Below are 25,124 nucleotides of genomic sequence, written 5' to 3' on the forward strand. Positions count from 1 at the left end.
TAAGGGGTGCGGGCGCCGCCCACCACCCGCTGCGGTTCACAGCGCGTTCAGCCGATGGGGGGCAGGAAACCGCTGTCAACAAAGTGACGGAAATAGCGGTCCAGGAGGTCCGCGTCCACCGGCGGGCAGACGATGCCGGAACCGGCCAGGCGGCGCTCGGTTTGCTCCCGGGAGAACTCGGGGCCGACCGACCCGGCGGACTCGCTCATCCCGCTGTTGAGCACTGCCACCGCCGGCACGGAACTGTCGGCGCCCGGCAGAGTGTCCGCGGCTCGCTCGTGGAGCAAGGCCGTCCACTGCGGGTACGGCACCGGCCGCACCCGGTACCCAAGGGCCCGAGCACGGTCCAGGACCGCGTGAATGTGAGTGGTGCGCGGGTTGAGCAGGCTGAACGCCCTGCCGTCCGATTCCCCGCGGAAGGCCAGGTGCAGCAGCGCGTCGACCACGTGGTCGACCGGTACCAGGTTCTCCTCCAGGCCGGACCAGGCACCCGTGGCCGCGTCCGGCGCCGCCCCCAGTTCGATGCATGCCCGCACGTAGTGCCAGAAGGCGTCCTGCGGGCCGACCGCACCGGTACGGGAGTGGCCAGCGATCCGTCCCGGTCGATAGACGGACGTCGGGATACCCCTGCGCAGCGCCTCCTGCGCCATCTGCTCCGCCACCCACTTGGTGCGCACATAGCCGCTGTTGCCGAGCTCCGACGCAGGGGTCTGCCAGTCCTCCGGCAGAACGTCCGGCCCACCGGGCTGCGGCACCAGGGTGGAGATGGTCGACACGTAATGCACGGGCACCACCCGGCGTCGGGCGGCAAGCCGGTACACCTCGTGGGTACCACCGACATTGGCGGCCTTCAGCCGCTCGTACGGATCCATCAGGTTAACCCGCGCGCCGTTGTGGACGACGGCGTCGACCTGCTCGGCCAGCACGTCGAACGTCTGCGGGGTCAGCCCCAGCAACGGCCGTTCCAGGTCACCGGGCAGCGCCGTGACGCGCTCGCCGAGGTCGTCGAACCGCAGGCCGTAGCCGGCCAGAGCGTCGCACAGCCGCTGCCGGGCTCCGGCTTCGTCGTCTGCCCGCACCAGGCACGACACATGGATGTCGTCGCTGCGATCCAGCAGGCCCCGCAATAGGAACGAGCCCAGGAAACCGGTGGCGCCTGTGAGCAGCACGTGCCGGGGCGGCGCAGGTTCGTATGGCTTGCTGTCGGTGGTCACGACCGCCGCATCCAGCCGGGCGTCGTCCGCCAGGACATCGGTCCCGTCCGGCTCCGGCTCCGGCTCCTCGGCCACCCGATCCAGCGCGGCACACAGTCCTGCGACGGTGCGCCGTTCGAAGACTGCCGCGAGCGGCAGATCCACGCCGAGTCGCTGCCGCACGCCACGGACCAGACGGATTGTGAGCAGGGAGTGGCCGCCCAACTCGAAGAAATTATCGTCGATTCCGACGCCGCTCGCCCCGAGGACCTCTTCGAACAGGGCGCACAGGGCTTTCTCACGCTCGGTGCGCGGGAGCCGTCCGACCGGCTTGACGGTGAAGTCGGGAGCCGGCAGTGCCTTGCGGTCCAGCTTCCCGTTTGCGCTGAGCGGGAAGGCGTCCAGTGGGATCAGTACGGCCGGCACCATGGCCTCGGTGAGGACCTCCGCCAGCTGTGCCCGCACCGCCGCGGGGTCGGCACCGCCGACGTAGTGGGCCACCAGCACTTTGTGGCGACCGGGCCCCGTCACAGCGGTGACCACGGCGTCGCGGACTCCGTCTAGGTTACGCAGCGTGTGCTCGACTTCGCCCGGTTCGATGCGCTGCCCACGGATCTTGACCTGGTGGTCGCGGCGGCCGAGGAACTCCAGCATCCCGTCACGCCGGTGTCTGACCACGTCGCCGGTGCGGTACATGCGGCATCCCGGCTCGGCGGTGAACGGGTCAGCGACGAACGTGCTGGCAGTACGCCCCGGGTCACCCAGATAGCCGTCGCCGACGACCAGGCCGCCGACGTACAGTTCGCCGGGAATTCCGGAGGGCGCCGACTGCAGGTGGTCGTCGAGGACGTAGAGCCTGCTGCCCCGCACGGCCCGGCCGATCGGTGTGCGTGAGGTGGTCGGCAGGGTGTCCGGCCCTATCAGAGCATGGGTGACGTCGTCGGAGCACTCAGTGGGCCCGTAGCAGTTCACCAGGGGAATGCCGGGGAACCGGGCGAGCCACCGCTCGCACAGCGCGGCCGGCAGGGCCTCCCCGGTGACCGCGAGGCGGCGTAGCGGCAGGTCGCGAGGGACGTCGCCGCCCGCGTCCCAATCATCGAGTGCGGCCTGCAGCAGGCTGGGCACGATCTGCAGCACCGTGACCTGTTCGTCCCGGATCAGCCGGAACAGCGCACGGGGGTCCTTGGCCACGGCGTCGGGCACGGCGCGCACGGTACCGCCGAAGACTAGTGGGACGAACATCTGCCAGATGGAGATGTCGAAGACCAGGGGCGCGGTGGAGGCCACGGTGTCGGCGCCGGTCACGCCGAGCGCCTCGGCTTCGCAGAACAGATTGTTCAGCATGCCACGCCGGTTGACGAGGGCGCCCTTGGGGCGGCCGGTCGAACCGGAGGTGAAGATAACGTAGGCGCGGTCGTCTGGTCCCCCGGCGACCGGCACAAGGTCGTGCGGGTCGTCCGCCTCCTCGTCCATCACCAGGACCTGCACGGCATGCGGACAGGCGGCGGCCAGCTGCCGAGCAGCCTGCTCGTGGGAGGCATCGGCCAGCAGGTGGCGGGCGCGGGTGTCTGCCAGTAGGGCGCTGCTGCGCGCCAGTGGGGCGTGGGCGTCCAGCGGCAGGTAGACGCTGCCGCTGGTGAGGCTGGCCAGGACGGCGCTCACCACTCCGGCTCCTCGGTCCGCCAGGACTGCAAGGGTGTCGCCATGCCCTGCCCCGTGCGCGGTGAGGGTGCGTGCGAGCCTGCTGGCCCGGCCGACGAGCGTCCGGTAGTCGGTGGACCGGCCGTTCTCGACGACCGCTGTCGCCAGCGGGTCGGCGGTGGCGTGCCTCCTGATCCGCTCGACGACGCCAAGGTCGAGGTCGGCGGGTTGGGGCCTGTGGTCCCCGGCGGCGAGCCGGCGGTGTTCGTCGTCGGTGAGGAGCGGCAGCCGGCTGACAGGCGTGTCGGGCGAGGCCGCGGCTGCCGACAGGAGGCACGTCAACCATCCGCCGATGCGCTCCACGGTGTCGTGATCAAAGAGGTCGCTGGCGTAGACGAGTTGCGCCGTCAGTCCGGCCTCCGCACCGGGCTCGCCGACCGGGACGAACTCGAAGTCCAGGTCGACCTTGGCGGTACCGGTCTCGTAGGGCTCGAAAGTCCACTCCAGACCTTCGGGGTTGCGGTTGGCCTCGTTGTTGTGCAGTTCCACCATGACTTGGAAGAGGGGGTGGCGGGACAGCGACCGGGTGGGGTTGAGGTGTTCCACAAGACGCTCGAAGGGCAGGTCCTGGTGGGCGAATGCGGCCACGTCCGTCTCCCGCACGCGCGCGACCACCTCACGGAACGAAGGCTCACCCGACACGTCGGTGCGCAGCACCAGCGTGTTCACGAAGAACCCGACCAGCTCGTCCAGAGCATCATCCGTACGACCAGCGACGACGGTCCCCAACGGAATGTCCGAGCCCGCCCCCAGCCGTGAGAGAAGAACTGCGACCGCCGACTGCAGCACCATGAACAACGTCGCCCCGGACGCCCGGGCCACCTCCAGCAGCCCCGCATGAACCCCCGCAGGTATCTCCAACTCCACACAGCCCCCACGGAAATCGGCAACCGCCGACCGTACCCGGTCCGTCGGGAGACTCAATTCCTCCGGCGCATCCCGCAGCACCCGTGACCAGAACGCCAGCTGCTGGCCCGCCAGGCTCTCCGGGTCCGACGCCTCGCCCAGCAACTCCCGCTGCCAGACGGCATAGTCCGCATACTGAACCGCCAACTCTGCCCACTGCGGAGCATTCCCCGCCACTCGCGCCCCGTACGCCGCACCTACATCCCGCAACAACGGGGCCAACGACCAACCATCGGAGGCGATGTGATGCAAAACCAACACCAACACCGACTCATCCGGACCCGTCACCAGCAACCGCGCCCGAACCGGAATCTCACGCGAGAGATCGAAACACCGGCCCGCCACCTCACCCACCAGTCCACCGACATCGTCCGGCCCGCACTCCCTCACCTCCCAATCGAAACGAAACTCCCCCATACCCAAAACCCGCTGCACCGGTACCCCGCTCACCTCCGGGAACACTGTCCGCAGACTCTCGTGCCGCCCCACCACATCAACCAGCGCACACTCCAGCGCACCCACATCCACCCGCCCCGAAAGACGCAGCACCAGCGGCGCGTTATACGCACCCCCGGTGGACTCCACACCATTCAAAAACCACAAACGCTGCTGAGCGAAAGAAAGCGGAACGTTCTTGGGGCGGCTGAGGGCCCGTAGCGGCGTGCGGGCTCGGCCGGCGGCCACGAGGCAGAGGGAGAGCTGGGCGACACTGGGCGCGTCGAACAGGTCGGCCAGTCCGACCTCGGCCCCCATGACGGTCCGGATGCGGCTGACCAGGCGGGTAGCGAGCAGGGAGTGCCCGCCTAGTGCGAAGAAGTCGTCGTCGACGGTGACCATGGGCACGCCCAGCACCTCGGCGAAGAGCGAGCACAGAACCTCCTCGCGGGCGTCGCGGGGGGCGCGGCCGCCTGCGGAGGCGTAGACGGGGGCAGGCAGGGCGCGCCAGTCGAGTTTGCCGTTGGCCGTGAGCGGCACGGTGTCGATCACGACGCAGGCGGCCGGGACCATGTGGTCCGGGAGAGTGGTGGCGAGGTCCGCGCGCACCTCGGCGGGGACTGGCGGGGACGTGTCCTTCGCGGGGGTGATGTAGGCGACCAGACGCCCCCCACCGGGGTGGTCCTCGCGCACCATGACAACCGCGCGGGCCACATCCGGCCTACGCGTGAGGACTGCCTCCACCTCACCGGGCTCGACACGGAAGCCCCGCAGTTTGACCTGGTCGTCGGCTCGGCCGACGAATTCGAGGGCGCCGCGGGCATTCCAGCGCACCAGATCGCCGGTACGGTACATTCGGTCGCCCGGTTCCCCGAACGGGCATGCGACGAAACGCTCTGCGGTCAGTGCAGGGCGGCCGCTGTAGCCGTGCGCCAGGCCGGTACCTGCCAGGTACAACTCGCCGACCGACCCACGGGGCAGCAGGCGCAGTCGTTCGTCGAGGACGTAGGCACGCTTGCCCGCCAGCGGAACGCCAATCGGGATGGACGCGCTCTCGGCGTCGGTCGGGGTGATCTCGTGCACGGTGGTGAAGCCCATGCTCTCCACTGGCCCGTAACCGTTGGTGAGGGCGGGGGCGCCGGGCATGCGCAGGGCGGCGGCGGCGTGTCGCGGTGAGGCGGCCTCCCCGCCGGGCATGCAGCGACGGACTGCAGCGACGACCTCGGGGAACTCGTCGACGAGATGGTTGAAGAGACTGGAGGAAATCTCCAGCACGGTGACTCCGTGTTCGGCGACGAGGGCGGACACCGTGGCGGGGTCGGGCTTCTGCCCCGGGTGGAGCACACAAACGGAGCCGGTCAGCAGGGGGTAGAACACTTCCGTGTTGAAGGCGTCCCAGGACACGGGAGCGCACTGCAGCCACACCTGTTCGTCGTCGAACTCGGCGAAGTGCTGTTCTAGGACGGTGGTGGTGAGCGCACGGTGCGGAGCGGTGACGCCCTTGGGTGCCCCGGTGGAGCCCGAGGTGAACATCACGCACAGCGTGTCCTCAGGGTCCGAGGGCAGGTCGAGGTTGGTAGCCAGGAGGGTGGCGACGGCCGGGGCAGCCTCATCAAGGATGATCTCGGTTCCGGTGTGGGTGAGACTTCCGCCGGCCGTGGTGAGCACGCAGGCGGCATCGGCCTGCGCGAGGATGCCGTCGAGCCGCGCGGTGGGGTGGTCGACGTCGAGCATGGTGTAAGCGGCGCCTGCCTTGGTGACGGAGAGCAGGGCCACGACCATGTCCACGCTGCGTTCGACGTGGACACCGACGACGTCGCCGCGGCGCACCCCTCGGTCGCGTAGGTGGCGGGCGAGGCGGTTGGCCCGCTCGTTGAGCTCCGCGTAGCTGACAGTGCGGTCCCCGAAGACCAGAGCGGTGCGGTGAGGGGTGTCAGCGGCTTGCCGCTCGAAGGCGTGGTGAACGCAGCGGGCGGCGGGCTGTCCGGCGGAGGCGCCACTCAGTTCGTTCAGCAGCTCGTGGCGTTCGGCTGGGGAGAGCAGGTCGATGGTGCCCACGGAGGCGCCCGGCTCCGTGGCTACGGCCGCCAGCAGGCGGACCAGACGCTGTGCGAGCAGGTCGACGCTTGCGTGGTTGAAGAGGCTGACAAGGTACTCGACTTCGAGGGCTAGCCCGGCGGGTGTGCCGTCGGAGTCTGTGTGCTCGTGGAAGGCGAACATGAGGTCGTTCTTCGCGACGCCGGTGACGACCTTCTCCTGGCGGGCCTCGACATCGGGCAGGTCCAAGTGGGCACGGGCGTTGTTCTGGAGGAGCACCATGACTTGGAAGAGGGGGTGGCGGGACAGCGACCGGGTGGGGTTGAGGTGTTCCACAAGACGCTCGAAGGGCAGGTCCTGGTGGGCGAATGCGGCCACGTCCGTCTCCCGCACGCGCGCGACCACCTCACGGAACGAAGGCTCACCCGACACGTCGGTGCGCAGCACCAGCGTGTTCACGAAGAACCCGACCAGCTCGTCCAGAGCATCATCCGTACGACCAGCGACGACGGTCCCCAACGGAATGTCCGAGCCCGCCCCCAGCCGTGAGAGAAGAACTGCGACCGCCGACTGCAGCACCATGAACAACGTCGCCCCGGACGCCCGGGCCACCTCCAGCAGCCCCGCATGAACCCCCGCAGGTATCTCCAACTCCACACAGCCCCCACGGAAATCGGCAACCGCCGACCGTACCCGGTCCGTCGGGAGACTCAATTCCTCCGGCGCATCCCGCAGCACCCGTGACCAGAACGCCAGCTGCTGGCCCGCCAGGCTCTCCGGGTCCGACGCCTCGCCCAGCAACTCCCGCTGCCAGACGGCATAGTCCGCATACTGAACCGCCAACTCTGCCCACTGCGGAGCATTCCCCGCCACTCGCGCCCCGTACGCCGCACCTACATCCCGCAACAACGGGGCCAACGACCAACCATCGGAGGCGATGTGATGCAAAACCAACACCAACACCGACTCATCCGGACCCGTCACCAGCAACCGCGCCCGAACCGGAATCTCACGCGAGAGATCGAAACACCGGCCCGCCACCTCACCCACCAGTCCACCGACATCGTCCGGCCCGCACTCCCTCACCTCCCAATCGAAACGAAACTCCCCCATACCCAAAACCCGCTGCACCGGTACCCCGCTCACCTCCGGGAACACTGTCCGCAGACTCTCGTGCCGCCCCACCACATCAACCAGCGCACACTCCAGCGCACCCACATCCACCCGCCCCGAAAGACGCAGCACCAGCGGCGCGTTATACGCACCCCCGGTGGACTCCACACCATTCAAAAACCACAAACGCTGCTGAGCGAAAGAAAGCGCGACCATGGGTACCGATACTCCAATTCCAGCGAGCGGGATGACTACGGGCGACGGGCGAGCTTCGGGCGGGCCGGGACGGCCGGGGCCCGGTGAATACGAGCCTGCAGACCTTCCACCGTGGGGTGATCGAAGATGTCGGACATCTCGACGGCACGGCCGAAGGTGCTCCTGATACGACCCCACAGCCGGATGGCGAGCAGCGACTGACCGCCCATGTCGAAGAAGCTGTCATCGTCCGCCACCGTCGGGCGGTTCAGAACCTCGGCGAACAGTGCTCGCAGGGTCTCCCTGCGGGACGGCGGGGCGGGCACGGCGGCCAGGTCAATGTCGGCGTCGGCGGTCAGCGGCAGCGCCGGCAGCCGGACGAACACCGGCGGCTCCGCGTCACCGGGGAGTGCGGCTGCGGTGCGCCGCAGAAGCTCGGCGTCGGTGACGTCGGGGCCATTCGTGTCGGGCACCATATATCCGACGATCCGGTGCCCGCCGTCCGGGTCCGGGTATTCGAGTGCGGCGGCCGCGGCAACACCCGGGCATTCCCTCAATACCTTTTTCATATCCGAGAGACTCATTTCCCTCCCTCTCCACGATTCATTTTTCGACCATAGGCGAGGGCGACACCACAGTTCGGCAATCACTCCAGCAGTCGGCAGGCAGTTCCCCGGCATTAGACATCGAAGGGCGCCGGAAGGGCCGCATACTGAGGCCAAGACGGAACAGCAGGCGACGAATTCGAGTGGAGCCCCCGTGAGTGATGTGATCGCGCCGCAAGGAACACCTCCGCAGCGGCGGCCGAAGCCGATCTGGACGCACCGGAACTTCATGCTGCTGTGGGGCGGTCAGACGGCCAGTGAGATGGGCACACGCGTATCGAACATCGCGTTGCCGCTCCTCGCTGTCACCACACTGCAGGCATCGGCATTCCAGGTGTCGCTGATCACCGCGTTCACCTGGCTGCCATACGTGTTCTTCGCCCTGCCCGCCGGGGTGATATCCGACCGAGTCCGCAAACGTCGTCTGATGGTCTGGTGCGACATCCTGCGCACCGTACTGATCGCGTCAATCCCAGCGAGCGCCCTGTGGTGGCGGCCTTCGCTCGGCTATCTCTACGTGGTGGTGGCAGCCTGCGGTGTTCTGACGGTGTTCTTCAATGTCGCCTACCGGGCCCTGCTGCCCTCACTCGTCGACGAGGACCAACTGATCTCGGCCAATAGTAAGATGGGCATGTCCCAGTCGCTGGCTGAGCTGGCGGGGCCTGCCCTGGGCGGTCTGCTGACCGGGGTGCTGGGGGCGCTGCGGACGATATGGGTGGACGCCTCGTCGTTCCTGTTTAGCGCGGCCACCCTGGTGATGCTCAAGACCCCGGAACCGCGAACCGAACCGGACCCTCAGGCGGAGCGGCAGTCGTTCCGCAACGAGGTGAGCGAGGGACTGCGGTACGTTCTGAAACACCCGATCCTGTCCCGACTGCTGCTGTGCAGCAGCACCTCCAACTTCTTCGTCATGGGGATGACGGGCATCGAGATCGTGTACCTGGTGGAAGGGCTGCATGCTTCACCACTGGTGGTCGGCTTGGTCTTCAGCGTCGGCACAGTCGGCGGCCTGATTACTGGGATGCTGGCGTCGCGGATATCCGAGCGGGTTGGTACTGCCCGAGTGATCTGGCTCTCCATGGTCGTCCCAGGGCCGCTGTATCTGTTGATCCCGCTCGCCTTTCCTGGGTGGGGCATCGTGCTGTACGCGCTCGGCCTTACCGCCTTCTCCGCGAACGCGGTGCTCTACAACGCGGCGGAGTCCTCGTACCGACAGCGGGTCTGCCCGCCGGAGATGCGCGGCCGGATGAGTGCCTCGATGTTGTGGATTGCCTACGGGATCATCCCGCTCGGTGCCCTGTTCGGCGGCGCCCTGGCGTCCTGGATCGGCATGCGGCCGGCGTTGGTGGTCTTCGTCCTTGGAATGTGGGCCGCCTCGCTGTTCGTGGTCTTCTCCCCTCTGCGCGGTCTGCGCGACATCCCGACGACCTGAGCACCATGCGGTCCCGCTGACGCGAGACTCCGCGCTGCGGCGTCCGGCTCGGCGGCCCAGACGGCCCTCGGACACCGGCGCTGAGGCGCCAGAAAGGTCCACTATGAACCTCACCACCACCTTGGTCTGCCTTCCGTTCGCCGGCGCCGGGGCGTCCTTCTTCCGCAAATGGGCTCCGCTGGCGCCCGAGGGGCTGACCCTGCTGCCGGTACAACTGCCCGGTCGTGAAGAGCGTTTCAGCGAGACACCGTTCACCGAAGTCGGCGCCGCGATGGACGAGGCGTGCCCCTGGGTGTGCGAGCGGCTTGACGACGACGCGCGGGTCGCTCTGTTCGGTCACAGCCTCGGCGCAGAACTCGCCCATGAACTGACACGTCGCCTGGTGGCACGCGGGGTACGCGTCACCAGGCTGTTCGTCAGCGGTGCCCACGCACCTCGAGACCGCTCGGTAGAACGGATCAGCGCGCTGGACGACGCGGGGTTCGTCGCCGGGCTGCGCAGGGTCGCTGGCTTCAGCCACCCGGCCATGAACGACCCCGAGCTGCTGGAGATCATGCTGCCCCTCCTGCGTGCGGACTCCCGGATGCACGAGGAATACCGCTCCCGCCACCCCGACCGGCTTAACGTGCCGGTCACCTCCCTGCGCGGTCGCGACGACACTCTGATCAGCGCCGCGGAGGCCGTTCGGTGGGCCGGCGAGACCAGCGCGGGATTCGACTACGCGGAGATCGACGGCAGCCACATGTACCTGACGGACCACACCGCCAGCCTGCTCGCGGCAATCGCCACCGCCCTCCAGCCAGCCGACAGCGGATCACCTGTCCGCTGAGCACCGCAGGACCGCACCGGCGCCCACTACGTACGGCGTCGGCACCCCGACGAAAGGATGGGTCATGCTCGTACAAGAGGCGGCCATCTCCCGCTGCCCGTTCCGCCCCACGGCGACGGACCTGGTGGACCCGACGCTCTACAGCAGCGGCGCGGCCCCCGCTGTCTGGCGCGAAATGAGCGCTCTGGACGGCCTGCACTGGCAGCAGGTGGACGCCGACCGGGGTTTCTGGTCGGTCGTCACCTACGCCGAGGCCGATCAAGTTCTGCGGGACACCGACACGTTCACGTCGGAGCGCGGCACCCTGATCGACCTGCTCGGCACCGACGACCCTGCCGGGGGCCAGCAGCTGGCTGTCACCGACCCACCGCTACACACCCGTCGGCAGGCCCGGCTGAAACGTGCGCTGACCAACAAGGCGGTGGTCCGGCAGCGAGAGACCATCCGGTCGTTGGTACTGGAACTGCTGGAGCCGCTGGGCGAAGGCGGAGTGTTCGACTTCGGCCGGGCAATGATGGCCATGCCGATGTGGGTCACCGGCACCATGATGGGTCTGCCGCGTTCCGACTGGGAGTGGCTTACCCGGATCACCACGATGTGCATCGCCGCCGATGACTCGGAGTACCAGGAGCCCAACGGAAGGGATGTCACCCTGAAGAAGGCGCATCTGGAGCTGTTCTGCTACTTCCAGGACATAGTCAGCCACCGCCGCGGCCATCTCGGCGACGATCTACTGAGCGTGCTGATGTCAACTCGGTTCGAGGGCCGCACGATGTCGCCAGGTGAGGTCATCTCCAACTGTTACAGCCTCCTGCTGGGTGCCAACGTCACCACGCCGCACGCTCCGACGTTCGTGATGGCCGAACTGCCCGGCAGTGGGGTGCTGGAGGACTGGGCGCGTCATCCGGAACTGAGCAAAAGCGCGTACGAGGAGGCACTGCGCTGGTCGTCGCCGGTCAATCACGTCATGCGCTACGCGACGACCGACACCATCCTGCGCGGCACGCTGGTCGCCGCAGGTGACGCCGTCGTGGTGTGGCTGGGCGGAGTCAACCGGGACGAGCGGGTCTTCGCCGACCCTCAGACCTTCGACATCCGCCGCCGGCCCAACAAGCACCTGGCCTTCGGCATCGGACCGCACTACTGCGTGGGCCACAGCGTCGCCCGGGTGACGCTGGGCATTCTCTTTGAGGAACTGCTCGGGCGCTACGAGGACTTCGCACTCGCAGGCCAGCCCGAGCGGCTGGTCTCCACGTTCGCCTCCGGATACAAGCACGTCCCCGTCACCGCCCGCCGTCGGCCAAACCCGGCGCGCTGAGCGGCACGTCTCACCGGCGCCGTAGCCCACCCCTCTTTTCCTCACGTCCACTGCTGGGCATCCCGCCTTGCGCGGGAACAACTTGTTCCTTGGAGAAAACTCATGCCAGACAACGCCCTTACCGCCCCGGCCGACCTCGAACTCCTTCGCACGCTGTGGCGGGAGGTCTTGGAGATCAAGGAGGTGGCCGACGACGTCAACTTCTTCGACGCGGGCGGCGACTCCCTGCGCCTGGTCGCGCTCGTGGAACGCATCCGCCTGGGGACCGGACTGCGGGTGCGCACCATGGACGTTCTCCAGGCCGCCACTGTCCGTGGTCAGGCGGATCTGCTCGCGGGCCTGGAGAGGGGCTGACCGATGGCTACCCACAGCGACAGCGCCTTGCCCCTGCTGCGAGTGCCCTTCGACATCGGCCCCGACACCGGAGCCCTGCTGGCGGAACGCGCCGACAAGCTCGGCGTCGGGACGCTCGCTCCGGTGCTGGCCGCCGCCGCCCTCGCCCTGGGCCGATGGACGGGCTTCACCGTTCTGCAGGCCCGGGTATCGGCCGCCGGCGCGCAGGGCCCGGGGGCGGGCGAGACGTTGGACGTCGAGATCAACGACCTCGTGAACACGGATGACTTCCTGTTGTCCCTGAACGCCCCGGCCGTCCGTCTTCCCGACCTGGCGGGTGGCCCTGTCTGCCTGGCGTTCGCACCACAGGGCGGAGTCGGCCTGCGCCTGACCATCGATCTGGCCGACCCGGCGCTGACCGGCACCGCCGAGGGCAGCGGACCGCAGTGGAGCGGCGGGGACCTGGCCGACCTCATCGACGACATCCGCTGCGCCGCCGCAGACCTGGCTGTCTCCTCCGGCCGGCTGGAGGACGTACGGTGTATCGCCCCCGCACGGCGTGATCGGCTGGCCGCCGCCGACCGCTCCGGTATGCGGTTTCCGAGTGTCTCCCTCGACGCACTCTTCCGCGACGTGGCGGCCCGCACTCCGGACGCCCCAGCCGTGCGGGACGAGGTGGCGCAGCTGACGTACGCCCAGCTCTCTGCGGCCGCCGCCCAGCAGGCACAGCGACTGCGAGAGGCAGGGGTCGGGCCCGGGGACCGGGTGCTGATCGGTCTGGACCGGTCGGTCGCCGAGGTGGTGGCGGTGTTGGGCACGGTATGGGCTGGCGCCACATACGTGGGCGTCGACCTGGAACTACCCGCCGCGCACCTGGCCCGCATCACGGGCCGGTGCGCACCCGCCGCCGTCCTGGCTGGGCCCGGAGCCGCCGCGCACCCAGCTCTGGAGGATGTGCCGGCGGTGGAGACCTGGAGTCCGCTGTGGGAGTCCGCACCGGTTCCCGGGGTCAAACCCGCTGCCTCCGATCCGGAACGGCTCGCCTACATCGCCTTCACCTCCGGCTCTACCGGTGAACCGAAAGGGGTGTGCATCCCGCACCGTGCGGTGATCCGCCTCGTGCAGGACGGAGAAGTCGCGCTCCTCGGCTCGGGCGACCGGATGCTGCGCCTGGCGCCGCTGGCCTTCGATGCCTCCACCCTGGAATTGTGGGCCGCGCTTCTGTCAGGGGCTGCTCTGGAGGTGTACCCCCCGGGCATCCCCGCACCGTCCGACCTGGGTGACTTCCTGTTGGAGCGGGGCGCAACTGTCGCCTGGCTGACCGCCGGGCTCTTCCGACTGGTCGTGGAGTTCGCCCCCGACGGTCTGGGCGGGCTGCGGCAGTTGCTGACCGGCGGGGACGTGGTACCGCACGAACACGTGGCCCGCCTGCTGGCCAAGTACCCGGGCCTGACGGTCACCAACGGATACGGGCCGACCGAGAACACCACTTTCACTACCACCTTCTCGTTGACGCGGCCGCAGGAAGCCGTCGGGCCGCTGCCGATCGGTGCCCCGGTGCCCGGTACCAGCGTCCACGTGCTCGGCCCGGACGGACGGCCGGTGCCGCCCGGCGCAGTCGGCGAACTACACACCGGAGGTGCGGGACTGGCCGTAGGTTATCTGGGGGACGAGGCGGAGACGGCCCGCCGCTTCGGGTACTTCTGCCCCGGGTTGCCCGAGCGTCTCTACCGCACTGGGGATCTGGTTCGCCTCGACTCGTGCGGCCGCCTGTTGTTCCTGGGCCGGAGCGACGATCAGGTGAAACTGCGCGGCCACCGGGTGGAGCCGGGGGAGGTCGGGGCGGCCGCGGCAGCCCACCCCGGGGTGCAGGACGCATTCGTGTTCGCCACCGCGACCGCCACCGACGCTGCAGACCGGCGTCTGGTCGCCGCCCTGGTGCCTATGGATGGCGCCCGGGTGGATCCCCGCCGGGTGCGGGCAACGCTCGTGGAACGGTTGCCCGGCTACATGGTCCCGGCACTGTGGGCAGTCGTTGACCGGCTGCCGGTGACACCCAACGGAAAGGTGGACCGGGCTGCTCTCACCGCGCTCGCCGTCCCGGTGGGATGACCTCGCTCCTGGCGCCGACACCTCTCGAGACGGGCGCCAGGAGCTTGGCGATGGTGGTTCCGCACCCCGGCAGCCGTCCATCGTCCATTCCGTGAAGCGCCGGGCCTCCCGTTGCCGCGAGGCTTGAAGGTATGGTTGCCGCATTGTGAAGGAACGAGTACCGTGTTGCGGCGGAATCGTTAAGTGATCACGCGCGGAAATCCAGGGGCGGCAGGGGGGATGAACGATTCTTCGGTTCAATGTCCTCGGGTCCCTGGAGGTATGGGCGGATGACACCCGGTTCGACCTGGCCGGACCGCTTCAACGCCGGGTCCTTGGCACCCTCCTGCTGGAGGCCGGCAAGGTCATCCCGGTCTCCCGCCTGGTCGAGGCCGGTTGGCCCGGGGACCCTCCGGCGACAGCGGCGCACCAGGTACGCAAGACCGTGGCCGACCTACGCCACCGCGTCCCCGGCATCGGCCCGCTTCTGGTCACCGACGGCCCGGCCTATGCGCTGGTCATCGACGACGACCAACTCGATCTGGGACGATTCGACGCCCAGGTGCACGATGCCAGAAAAGCGTTCGAGACGTACGGGCCGCGCGAGGCGGTAGAACTGCTGCACGCTGCACTGGAATTGTGGCGTGGTCCCGTCCTGTCTGGTTTGGGAGGGGCCGTCCTCGACGCCGCCGCCGTGGCTGTCGAGGACCGTCGGCTGACTGCCCTGGAGAAGTATTACGACCTGCGGCTTGCCCTCAGCGAAGCCGCCGAGCTCGTGAGCGACCTGCGCAGATACGTCAGCCTGTACCCCTACCAGGAGGGCTTTCGGGGCCAGCTGATGCTCGCGCTGTACCGCTCTGGGCGGCGCGCCGAGGCACTGGAGGAGTACGGCAGGGTACGCGAGCAGCTCGCCGAGGAACTCGGCATCGATCCCGGGCCGCAGCTGGTACGCGTATACGAAGCGATCCTTGTGGAGACCCCGGAAGCGGCCGGCCCTGCTCCCACCGGGCGGGCCGCGCCCGCGCCACCCGCTCCCAAGCCGGTGTCGACACCAGGCGTCCCCCGTACCCTGCCGTGCGACGTCGCCGACTTCGTCGGCCGGGACGCGGAACTTCAGCTGCTGCTTGCCGGCGCCCAGTGCGAAGACCAGGGCACCCGCGTAGTCGCCATCGACGGCATGGGTGGTGTCGGCAAGACTTCGATGGCGGTACGCGCCGCTTACCAGCTGTGCCCGGCCTATCCGGACGGACAGCTCTACATCGACCTGCGCGGCTACTCCCCGCAGGAGCGCCCCGTCGGGGTCGGAACCGCCCTGGAAGTCCTTCTGTGCGCCCTTGGCCTGCCCCGCGACCGCATCCCCGACGACGTGGCCGACCGCATCGCCCTGTGGCGCGCCACCCTGGCTGGGAAGCGCGTGCTACTCCTGTTCGACAACGCTGTCGACCACTCGGTGGTCAGCCAGTTGCTGCCTAACTCCCGCGGCTGTCTGGTGCTGGTTACTAGTCGGGCCCGGTTGACGGATCTCGATGGCGCCGAGTGGGTCCACATCGACGTGATGCCTCCCGGCGAGAGTGAAACCCTCGTCGCGGAACTTCTGGGCGCTCAGCGCATCGACGCCGATCCGGAGGCCGCCGGGGAATTCGCCAGACTCTGCGGCCACCTACCGCTGGCCATCCGCATAGCGACGGCCCGCCTGAGCAACCGCCCTCGCTGGTCCGTGCGTTATCTGATGGAACGGCTGTGCGACGAGGACCGCAAACTCGACGAGCTCAGCTCCGGTGAGCGAGGCGTCGCCGGTACCCTGCGGCTGTCCTACCAGGTGCTGTCCGCCGACTGCCGCGCGACGTTTCGCACGCTTTCCCTGCATCCGGGCCGCGACCTCGACATTCACTCCACGGCGGCTCTGCTCGGTCTGAGCACCCGGGAGGCCGAGACTCACCTGGAGACGCTGCTCGACGCCCATCTCGTACAGCAGCCCGACGTCGACCTGTACTCATTCCACGATCTTGTGCGCAGCTACGCGCGCAGCCTGTGCGCCCAGCAGTCCAGGGAGAGCAGGACCGCCGCGGTGGAACAGCTGCTCACTTACTACCTGACGGCCACGGAGGCCGCCTGCGAAGCGATTTTCCCCGGGCGTAGCCCCCGCCCCACCGGACTGCAGGCTTCCCCGGCCCGCCTGCCGCGCCTGACCGGGGTCGACGAGGCACACTCCTGGTTCTCCCGCGAGCTGATCACCCTCTTGTCCACCGTCGAACTGGCTGCGGGGACGGGGTATGACCGGCACGCCGTGTGGCTGGCCCGCAACGTCGCCTTCTATTCCAATGCCCGTGGGAACCTGCACGAGTTCGCAGCGTTGAGCCGTACCGCGGTCGCCGCTGCCCGCCGTCTGGACGACGCGGCGCTGATCGGCGTGAGCCTGTCCAACCTCAGCGTGGCCTGCTGGAAGCTCGGCCTGCAGGACGAGGGCATCGCGGCAGCCGAGGAGGCGCTGGAGTTGGCCGTCGCGCATGCCGACCGGCACACCCAGGCACACTGTGAGGCGACCCTCGGCCTCTACGGCAGCCTGCAGGGACGCTTCGAGAAAGCCCTGGCCCACCTCCGGGCGGCCATCGCCCTGGAACGCGACCTGGGCTCCCCACGTGCCGAGGCCGAGAGCCTCACCGTCCTGAGCGCCCTCTACGAGAAGTGGGGGATGTTCACAGAGGCAGCCGAGAGCGCCGAGCGGGCTGTGTCGCTTGTACGCAGGCTGGGCCGGCACGAGACGGCTCTGGTGGCGCTGACCGACCTCGCCCTCGCTCACACCGGGCTACGGCGGTACGCCACGGCCGAGCACCACCTTGTCGAGGCGCGCGGCCTTTGCGGCGATGACAGGGAACCGGGCCAGGTCGCCCTCACTCTGGCCCTGTCAGCGGAGCTCGCCTACCGGCGTGGCGAAACCGAACGTGCCTCGGCCTTCGCCGACAGAGCGTTGGCCCTGAGCGGGCTGAGCGCTTCACCGCTGCGCCGGGCCAGAGTGGAGAACATGCTGGGCGCGGTGTGGGAGCACAGGCAGGACCATGCCACGGCTCTGCGGCTACACACCCAAGCCCTTGAGACGGCTCGCTCCTTCGGGTACCGGGTGGAGGAGACATACGCGCTGGCAAGCATGGCGCGAGTCGCCGCACTCCTCGGCGATGTCGAGGCCGCCGCCGGTCACCGCTCGGCCGCCGAGGACCTGTTTGCGGAGCTAAGAATACCGGTCGACCGACACCCCTCCGCCGAACCGGCTGCGATCCACGTCCTCAGTACGGCGTCGTGCCCTGCGGCGGCGCCACCCACCTCCGACGCGCTGCCCGGCGCCGGTGCCATTGTCGGCCACGGCACCGGGCGGGGCGCGGCTTATGAGGTGGGGGCCGCACCGCAATAGCCGAGTCACGCACCCCTCTGCCCGCCGAGGCCGAATTCCTCGTCTCCATGCACTCGACAGGACATGATCCGGGGCCCGGCAGTTGTCAAGGCAATCTCGGTGGTGGTGTGCCCGGACTCGTGCCCCATCAGGTCCAGTAGAGCGCGGACGGCCGACCGCACGCAGGCCGCCTGCTCCTCGGAGTACGCCGGCGGGTCGTCCCCGCCGCGCACGGTGACCGCGGTGACCTCGTGTATGCCGTCCGTGGTCCGGGCGTCGACCCGTAGCGGCTCTGCTGAGAGGGTGGGTGGAGGGCTGTAAGCCGCGGACCACCCAGGACAGTTGGCGAGCGCGTGCACCTCATCGAGGAGGCTGTGCCATGTTTCCGCTTCGCTCATGGGATCGAAAGGAGTTCCCACCGGGTACTGCTCCTCACTGGTGACGGGACGTGGTGGACCGGGGGCGGTCCAGGACCCGCTGGGCGGCGGCGAGTAAGGCGTCGGGGTCGGAGTGCGGGAAGGAGTGGCCACCCGGCAACACCGTCACCGTGAACTCCCCGGTGGTGCAACGCGCCCAGAGCGGCAACTGCTCCGGCGGGGTGATCTCGTCCTCGGCTCCGCCGAAAACGTGCAGCGGGCAGTTCAGCGGCACCAGATCAGGCACGTAGTACGACTCGGCCCAGCGCAGGTCCATGCGCACGACACGCAGGATCTCCCCGAGGAACCATTCGTCGTTGAGTAGCACCTTTGGCAACCCCCCGTTCCTGGCCAGCCATACGCTCAGGGTGTCGTCGTCGCGGTCGGACATGGTCCGCAACGTGGGCGTCTGGGGGGCGCGGGAGCCAGAGATCAGGGTGGCGAGGGGGGCACGCAGCCGATGCTGCTGCACCCGGACGGCCAGCTCGTAGGCGAGGGAGCCTCCGAAGCTGTGGCCGAACAGCACGTATGGCATGGTGAGTTCGGGGCGCACGGCCTGGAACAGGGCATCGGCGAGGGCGTGCACGTCCGCTGGTGTCGGTTCGTGCGCACGGGTACCGCGTCCCGGCAGCTGCACCGGTGCCAGTTCAACACCGGCGGGGAGCCTCCCCCGCCAGCCGGCGAACGCACCGGCTCCGGCACCCGCCTGGGGCAGGGCAATCAGTCGCACCCGGGGGGTACCCACGGCGTGACGGCCCGTGATCCACTCGTTGTCGGAAGACCCCATGCCTCCACCTCCTGCCGCTGCGTGTCCCGCCCTGAGGCGGCCGATATCGTGCTTGAGCCTGTCAGCCATGCTTCTCTCCGGCCAGGCACCCCCAGCGGTGCTTTTCCGGCGGTTCACCGGCAGGGATACCGTGGGTGCAGCGTGCGGGGTGTGTACAACGGACGGTGAACTGCCGTTCATGGCTTGACACCGGATCACTGAGTCTTTTCAGCGTTGCCTCTCCAAGGTGAGGACCGCCTTGGCGATTGACGTCATGCGGTTCGGGCTGATTTGGGGTCTTCGGAAGATTCGCCAGGGCTTTAGCCGCGCCATCCCTCGTTCGACGGGTGCCCGGGATGCGGTCAGTGCTCGGTTGATCGTCAGTTGTGTCGGGGGCAGTTGTCCGCCGGGCGATCGTCGGCGTCCGGTGGTGACCCAGGGGCCGGCGCCCGTGTAGGCGCGGTCGGCCAGGATGGGGACGCCCTGGCGTTCGCAGATCCGGATGATGCGGTGCATGCGGGCTGCGGTCAGGTCGTGGCACCGGCCGGGCAAGGACGGCGAAATCCATAGCACCCGGCCGGCTGGAGTCGGTCACGACCTGCACGCTCGCTCCATAGCGGCGGTCCTTGTGGGAATAGTCGGCCGGGAAGTCGCCCACCCGGTCGCACTCGGCGAGCTCCCGTCGAGCAGAACATACTGCGGGTCGGTCTCATGCAGGACCTTCAGCAGGCAGGGTGACCGGTCGGCTAGGAGGTCGATGACCGCGGCAGTGTAGGCGTGGACGGTGCCGACCGATATACCGAAGGGGGCGGGCGATCTGGGCCAGGATATCGTGCTTGAGCGGGTACACCAGAGCGACCAGCGCGTGTTGGTGCGGCGGAAGCTTACAGCGGCGGTCACCCTCGCGGGTGACGATGAGCGGCTGCCAGGACGCGACTCCGCCAGTGAACGAGCAGTCAGTGCGCGACGACCGCCAAGCCCAGCAGAGCGCCACCGAGGACGATAGCTCCTACACCTCGGTACGCAATGCCTTCCCCGGCATCGTCACCAGGATCAAACTCGGCGACATCGCTGCCCAGGTCGAGATTCAGGCCGGACCCCACAGGCTCGTCTCCCTCCTCACCCGCGAAGCGGTCGAGGAGCTGGGCCTGGAGGTCGGCAAGCGGGCCACCGCCCATGTGAAGTCCACCAACGTCCACATCGACATCTCGTAACCACCGCGCCGGGTAGGTGAGAAACCGGAGAACACACCACAGGTCCGTGACGTGTGAGGCTCCAATTGCGCGGCGCAATCTCACTCACCGTGGGTAGGGTCCGGTCCCCGAAGGCCCTGACCGCCGCTGGTCGGTCCTGCGGGAATGTCAATCCAGCGGGCAGCTGCATCGAAGGTATCCGCAGGGGTGCTGTTGAACGCGATCGCCGCGTCGGGGGCGTGTTGGCGGACAAGATTGAGCACTCGTTCGAAAAGCGCAAGCTGATCTTCAGGCGCCCGCGCACCGCCGCCGACAATGACGCACTCCCAAGGACGGGCAGCAAGGGCAGCGACGACGACTGTCTCCATGTCGTCGCTGCCATCGAGGACGAAAAGGCAAGTATCAACGCCGACGCCGTGCTCAGCGAATCGAGCGATTCCCACCTCGGTTGCGTCGGCCACCGGCTTGGGATCCCAAGGTCCGGGAACCCGATACGGGTCGAGACCGATCACGAGGACGCGGGGTGTCGGGGCCGTTGTCTCCATCCCTGGACCAACGTCGCAGTGACCGGAAGGACGTGGAGCGTCGCCTGTCGAACCGCGTACCGGGGCCGCTCCGTCCCCCGCCCCAGCTGTGGCGACCGACCGGGAAGCCAGGAGTCAGCCGAAGAGCAGAGTGGGTTCGGCGAGGATGTCCCTGTCTCGCTCGCTCTTGTAGATCAGGTCGATGCTGCCGAAGCGGGCCTCGGTGTAGTCGAGTCCGAGTGAGGCCACCGCCTTGCGTACGGCCTCTTCGGAGGTGCTCTCGATCTCCAGGAAGGTGGGGAGGTCCGGCCAGGTGTCGAAGTCGTAGGTGACGCCGTCGAGCTGCCATTCCTCGCGGTAGTTCTGCTGGTACCGCACCTGGCGCAGGCCCAGGGCCGCGAGGAGTTCCGCGGTCTGTTCCAGGTCGTTCACCTCGATCTCGATCTCGGTGGTGCCGTTGATGTGAGTGGCGTCGGTGACCTGCTTGAGCGTGAGGGTGGTCTTGCCGCCCTCGTCACGCAGGCGCAGCCACTGCTCGCCCTGGACGGCGTCGTTCTCGAAGATGAGCCGGGTGAACATGGTCTTGTCGAAGGCCCGCTCGGCCCCGGCCGTTCGCAGGCGGTCGCGTACGGTGTCCGCGTCGATCTCCAGGAACTTGGCTTCGTATTCGTGCTGGGCCACAGCGTCCTCGCTCTCGTTTGTTTCGCTATCTACGCGGTCAGGTCGTGCAGGTCCTGCTCGCGCATCTTCCTGATCTCGGCGCACGCGTCGCTGCCCACGAACTCTTCCACGGGCAGACACAGGTCCATGCGCTGAATACACACGCCGACGTGGAAGGTGCCGTCCGGGTCTCGGTAGAGCCGCACCCCGTAGTAACCCTCCTGACAGTCAACGCTGTTGTTGAACCTGCAGCCGGCACACGTATCAGGCAGCCGCAGGGAACGGATGTGCTTCACCACGAGCTGCCGGCCCGACGGAAGCCGATAGGCGATGCGGAAGCCTGACGTACCTGCGATCAGCCGGATCTCCTGCGGAACGGCACCAAGCTCGGCCAAGAGAAGATCAACGGCGTCAAGAGAGGCATCACCATCAGCCAGCGACGTCAGTATCCGCACGGATAACCTCGGCGAGTACTTCTGCAGCAGCCGGTGGACCCTCTGCACATGGGTGTGATCGGGGATGACGACGTTCGCCCGCACTCCGATACCGAGCGACACAGCGACGCGGATCGAGTCCTCCAGCGCTTCGATCTTCCGCGTTGCCAGCGCCCGGACCCTGAACCGTGTGCTCTGAACCTGCGCGAGCTCGTCGGGGGTAGTGCCGAAGATCGAGAAGTTGACGTGCCGAAGTCCGGCGTCCGCACAGCCGGGCAAGGACCTCACACCGTTCTCGCCGTTCGAGGTGACACTGGCCGAGTAGCCCGCCCGCCGTGCGAGGGCGACGATCTGTGGCAGCTTGGGGTGCAGGGTCGGTTCCCCGCCGGTGAGGTGGACCTCGTCGAAGTCCAGTGCGTCGCGAAGTTGCGTGAGGGCAGCGCGGAACGCCTCGTCCGGGATGATGGGGGCGCTGGTGAAGCGGGCGCCGTTGGTGGCAACGTAAAGGGAGGTCCTCCCCGAGGGGCCAGTGGGGGTGAAACGTTCGGGCCAGCGGGGATGGTTGTCGGCGCTGACCGGAGTTCCCTCGTTATGGCAGAACGTGCACGTCATGCCGCATGCGTCGATGACTTTGACGCGCAGTGTCCGGTCCATCGAGACATGGATGGGAACGTCATCGCTGACGTTTCGTAAAGCGCGGTTCTGGAACATGTGACGTTGCTCCTTCGGCATGGCAAGCCGGTGGCCTGGAGGGAGAGATCTGGCTGAGGTGGGCCCGGTCGACTGGCCCCTGTACTGACCGGGTCAGGAACTGATAGCCGAGTCAGGGGCGGACGCGGCTGCGCTGCCCGTCTGCACCGGCGCCGGGCTGTGCTGGGTCAGGTAGGCAAGCCCGCACACGGCGACGATCGAGCCGAGGGCCCATATGACGCCGAGAACCATGCCGAGAAGGTCACGGCCCGCAGGCGGTGCCGCGGCCGACGCGCCGAAGCGCTGCCGCGCGGGGCCCGAGTACAGGGAAGTGGTCATGCCGACTCCGTAACTGGTGCTCGGGGAGGAGCTGTTACGCCTTCAACTGCCGCGTGAAGCACCTGGGCGTCCGTCAGCATCTGGCCGTCCCCGGGACTGATCCGCCAGTGGGGACCCGGCCCGCGCACGCGATGCGGCGGAGGGACGACAAGGTGCTGGTTCGGGCCGAGTGGTCGCGTGTCAGGCACATTCCAGACGGCCGCGGTGCCCGTCCGTACGAACCAGTAGAGGGCCGGTTCACGCGGATCTTCGATCACGGCACCGCTACGAGAACCGAGTGCGACCAGCACACGCACCCCGACGCTTCGTGGCACGCGTACGGCGTCCCAGCGGAATCCGGCGCCCTGGATCTCGCAGCTTCCTACCGTGCGCATCGTGGGTGGTTCCGAGGTCTCTTGTGACACGAAGGGACAACTCCTCACTGAGCACTAAGGCTTGAATGTGCGGAGGTGTCATCCTCGCGAGACCTTACGTCCCATTCGAGGACTTCAAAGGGTCACCCAGAGGACTCAAAGAGGGCTTCCATTCACCTGTTTGATGAGTTGGTGCCGCGAAGGGGACGTAGCGTGAGAGCCTCAGGTGAGGTTCCGATACCACGGAGGAGTCATGTCCCGTCCCATAGGCAACACTCGCCTCAAAGCCGCCCGAGTGGCGGCGGGTTACAACTCGCAGCAGGCCCTCGCGGACGCCATCACGAGGGACGCGCCGCAGCTCGGCATCCGGGGACTGGCCGTTGGTGTCCGCCAGGTCCGGCGGTGGGAGTCCGACAATCCGCCGTGGCCCCAGCCGGACATCCGTCGCGTACTCACCCATCTGCTGGGTCAGGAGGCCGAAGATCTCGGCTTCTCCGCTCCCTGGGGCTCAGGACAGCATCGGGATAGTCAGCCCCGCCCGATCTCGACGGCCCGTTCCATGCCCGGCACGCGCCTGGCCACGGTGCCCACCCAATCCGTCGCGATCACACAACCGATCAGCGTCGGAGCCAACTTCGAAGCCGTGACCCGTTCCCATCGGCACTTGTACTGGTCCGTCGCGCCGGCCACTCTCCACCCTGCGATTCTGGAGCACGCGCGGCTGGGCTGCGCGCTGCTGCCCGAGACAGTCGAACCTGCCCGGCACCGGCTCGCAGCCGCACTCGCCGAGTCCTACCTGCTGGCAGGCCGCATTGAGTTCTTCGACCTCCGCCAACCCGACCAGGCCGGTGACACGTTGCTCCGCGCTCTCCAGGCCGCCGGCGAGGCGGATAATCCGCTTCTGGGATCCGCGATCCTCGCGCATACGGCCTTCATCCCGGGCTGGGCAGGCGAACGCGAGACGGCAGTAGAGCGAATGGTGGCGGCCCGCACCTACGCCCGCCGCGGCCCCGCATCCGCCGAGTTCCACGCCTGGCTGGACGCCGTCGAAGCCGAATGCGAAACCCGCTGCGGCAACACCCGCACCGCCCTGAACCTCATCAGCCACGCCGAAGACACCCTCGCCGCCGGTTCCGAGCACACCACGCCCGTATGGATGGACTGGTTCGGCCCCGCTCGGCTAGCAGCCTTCAAGGGCAACACCCAGCTCAAAGCGGGCCACCTCCCTCAAGCCCGCGAGACCCTTCAGCAGGTCCTCGAAGACCTGCCGCCCGAGTCCGACAAACAACGCACCGTCGTCCTCGGAGACCTGGCCGCGGTGGCAGCAGCCGACGGCAATCCGCAGGAGGCATGCCACTACGCCGGCCAGGCCCTCGACCAGCTCGCCGCCACCTGGTACGCCACAGGCATGGACCGCGTACGCGAAGTGCGGCGCACGCTCGCTCCGTGGCAGAACGAGCAGTGCGTCCGGGACTTCGACGACCGGCTCTACGACTGGGGGACGACGGTCAGCGCGCTCCAGCGTTGAACCTGGCGATCCTCCCCGGCAGCTCCGCCAGCGAGTCGATCCGCATCGTGGTGATCGCGTCGGCCTCCGGATCACGCTGCTGGATCGTGCCCCAGGGGCCCCGACGGATCAGCGCCGTCAGCAGCCCCGCCTGCACGGCCGGGCGGATGTCGTTGTCGAGCCGGTCACCGACGTACAGAATCTCGCCCGGCTCGGCAGGCGTCGCCTCGATGACGTGCTCGAAAAACTTAACGTCCGGCTTCGACGCACCCCAGTCGTCACTGGTGGCGATGAGATCGGACGGCAGATCCAACCCACGCAACAGGCCGCCAGCCCGCACGGTCTGATTGCCGGCGATACCGACCCAGAGACCGGCCTCGCGCAGCCCAGCCAGCGTCGGCCGTACATCCGGATAGAGGTCGTCCTCGCCGAACCACTCCGGCTTGCCGGCCTCGGCACGCCTGTCCCGCTCCTCGGCCAGATCGAACCCCGGCCGGAACTCCTGGAACGTCTCCCGGTAATCCCGCCCCTGCGCGATGACCGCCCCGAACATCGCCGCGAAAGTATGCCGCGGCACCCCCAGCCAGTCCGCCCAGGTCCCGTACTCACGGGTCTCGTCCACAAGGCACTCACCGACATCGAACACCACAGCGCGAATCATGCTCGGCA

The 25,124-nt window shown here is 68.2% G+C and carries 16 protein-coding genes and 2 pseudogenes; 8 read left to right on the forward strand and 10 right to left on the reverse strand.

Going from position 1 to position 25,124, the window contains the following annotated elements; genetic code table 11:
• Positions 1-47 precede the first annotated feature (47 nt).
• Entirely contained in the window at positions 48-7,601 is a 7,554-nt protein-coding gene (locus tag OG385_RS14380) for a non-ribosomal peptide synthetase (protein ID WP_266855061.1), read from the reverse strand.
• 35 nt (positions 7,602-7,636) lie between these two features.
• Entirely contained in the window at positions 7,637-8,149 is a 513-nt protein-coding gene (locus OG385_RS14385; RefSeq protein ID WP_266855062.1) for a phosphopantetheine-binding protein, read from the reverse strand.
• 265 nt (positions 8,150-8,414) lie between these two features.
• On the opposite strand from OG385_RS14385, the gene OG385_RS14390 reads away from it, so the two are divergent.
• The 6 genes from OG385_RS14390 (at position 8,415) to OG385_RS14415 (ending at position 17,594) form a co-directional block, all read left to right on the forward strand.
• A complete protein-coding gene (locus tag OG385_RS14390; protein ID WP_266855063.1) occupies positions 8,415-9,617 on the forward strand; it encodes an MFS transporter in 1,203 nt (400 codons plus the stop codon).
• A gap of 103 nt (positions 9,618-9,720) precedes the next feature.
• A complete protein-coding gene (locus OG385_RS14395; protein WP_266855064.1) occupies positions 9,721-10,446 on the forward strand; it encodes a thioesterase II family protein in 726 nt (241 codons plus the stop codon).
• A 64-nt stretch (positions 10,447-10,510) separates the two neighbouring features.
• Positions 10,511-11,764 (forward strand): cytochrome P450, encoded by a 1,254-nt coding sequence (locus OG385_RS14400; protein ID WP_266855065.1) that lies wholly within the window; start codon positions 10,511-10,513, stop codon positions 11,762-11,764.
• 102 nt (positions 11,765-11,866) lie between these two features.
• Positions 11,867-12,118, forward strand: a complete 252-nt coding sequence (locus OG385_RS14405) for a phosphopantetheine-binding protein (protein WP_266855066.1) — start codon at positions 11,867-11,869, stop codon at positions 12,116-12,118.
• Positions 12,119-12,121: 3 nt separating this feature from the next.
• On the forward strand, positions 12,122-14,209 hold the full coding sequence (locus OG385_RS14410) for an amino acid adenylation domain-containing protein (protein WP_266855067.1): 2,088 nt from the start codon (positions 12,122-12,124) through the stop codon (positions 14,207-14,209).
• 424 nt (positions 14,210-14,633) lie between these two features.
• The gene (locus OG385_RS14415; RefSeq protein WP_266855068.1) at positions 14,634-17,594 is read left to right on the forward strand and encodes a BTAD domain-containing putative transcriptional regulator; all 2,961 of its coding nucleotides are present in this window, start codon (positions 14,634-14,636) and stop codon (positions 17,592-17,594) included.
• A 5-nt stretch (positions 17,595-17,599) separates the two neighbouring features.
• Here the strand turns inward: OG385_RS14415 and OG385_RS14420 are convergent, their stop codons facing one another.
• The 3 genes and pseudogenes from OG385_RS14420 to OG385_RS14430 all read right to left on the reverse strand — a co-directional run bounded on the left by OG385_RS14420 (position 17,600) and on the right by OG385_RS14430 (position 19,671).
• Positions 17,600-17,971: a hypothetical protein gene (locus OG385_RS14420; protein ID WP_266855069.1), complete on the reverse strand. Its 372-nt coding sequence runs from the start codon at positions 17,969-17,971 to the stop codon at positions 17,600-17,602.
• A 34-nt stretch (positions 17,972-18,005) separates the two neighbouring features.
• Positions 18,006-18,776 carry a thioesterase II family protein gene (locus OG385_RS14425; protein ID WP_266855070.1) on the reverse strand — a complete coding sequence of 257 codons (771 nt, stop codon included), beginning with the start codon at positions 18,774-18,776 and terminating at the stop codon, positions 18,006-18,008.
• Between the two features lie 207 nt (positions 18,777-18,983).
• Positions 18,984-19,671: pseudogene (locus OG385_RS14430) on the reverse strand (transposase family protein).
• A gap of 79 nt (positions 19,672-19,750) precedes the next feature.
• On the opposite strand from OG385_RS14430, the pseudogene OG385_RS14435 reads away from it, so the two are divergent.
• Positions 19,751-19,969, forward strand: a pseudogene (locus OG385_RS14435) (molybdopterin-binding protein); the annotation flags it as partial.
• A gap of 80 nt (positions 19,970-20,049) precedes the next feature.
• Here OG385_RS14435 and OG385_RS14440 read toward each other — a convergent pair.
• The 4 genes from OG385_RS14440 to OG385_RS14455 all read right to left on the reverse strand — a co-directional run bounded on the left by OG385_RS14440 (position 20,050) and on the right by OG385_RS14455 (position 22,595).
• The gene (locus tag OG385_RS14440; protein WP_266855071.1) at positions 20,050-20,409 is read right to left on the reverse strand and encodes a hypothetical protein; all 360 of its coding nucleotides are present in this window, start codon (positions 20,407-20,409) and stop codon (positions 20,050-20,052) included.
• A 198-nt stretch (positions 20,410-20,607) separates the two neighbouring features.
• Entirely contained in the window at positions 20,608-21,153 is a 546-nt protein-coding gene (locus tag OG385_RS14445; RefSeq protein ID WP_266855072.1) for a class IV adenylate cyclase, read from the reverse strand.
• Between the two features lie 29 nt (positions 21,154-21,182).
• Positions 21,183-22,277, reverse strand: a complete 1,095-nt coding sequence (locus OG385_RS14450) for a radical SAM protein (RefSeq protein ID WP_266855073.1) — start codon at positions 22,275-22,277, stop codon at positions 21,183-21,185.
• A gap of 93 nt (positions 22,278-22,370) precedes the next feature.
• Positions 22,371-22,595: a hypothetical protein gene (locus tag OG385_RS14455; protein ID WP_266855074.1), complete on the reverse strand. Its 225-nt coding sequence runs from the start codon at positions 22,593-22,595 to the stop codon at positions 22,371-22,373.
• 606 nt (positions 22,596-23,201) lie between these two features.
• On the opposite strand from OG385_RS14455, the gene OG385_RS14460 reads away from it, so the two are divergent.
• Positions 23,202-24,476: a transcriptional regulator gene (locus tag OG385_RS14460; RefSeq protein WP_266855075.1), complete on the forward strand. Its 1,275-nt coding sequence runs from the start codon at positions 23,202-23,204 to the stop codon at positions 24,474-24,476.
• Here the strand turns inward: OG385_RS14460 and OG385_RS14465 are convergent.
• Positions 24,457-25,116, reverse strand: coding sequence for an HAD family hydrolase (locus OG385_RS14465; RefSeq protein ID WP_266855076.1), 660 nt, complete (start codon positions 25,114-25,116; stop codon positions 24,457-24,459). The genes OG385_RS14460 and OG385_RS14465 overlap by 20 nt on opposite strands.
• Between the last annotated feature and the right edge of the window lie 8 nt (positions 25,117-25,124).

This window comes from Streptomyces sp. NBC_01306 (assembly GCF_026340465.1).
Taxonomy (GTDB): Bacteria; Actinomycetota; Actinomycetes; order Streptomycetales; family Streptomycetaceae; genus Streptomyces.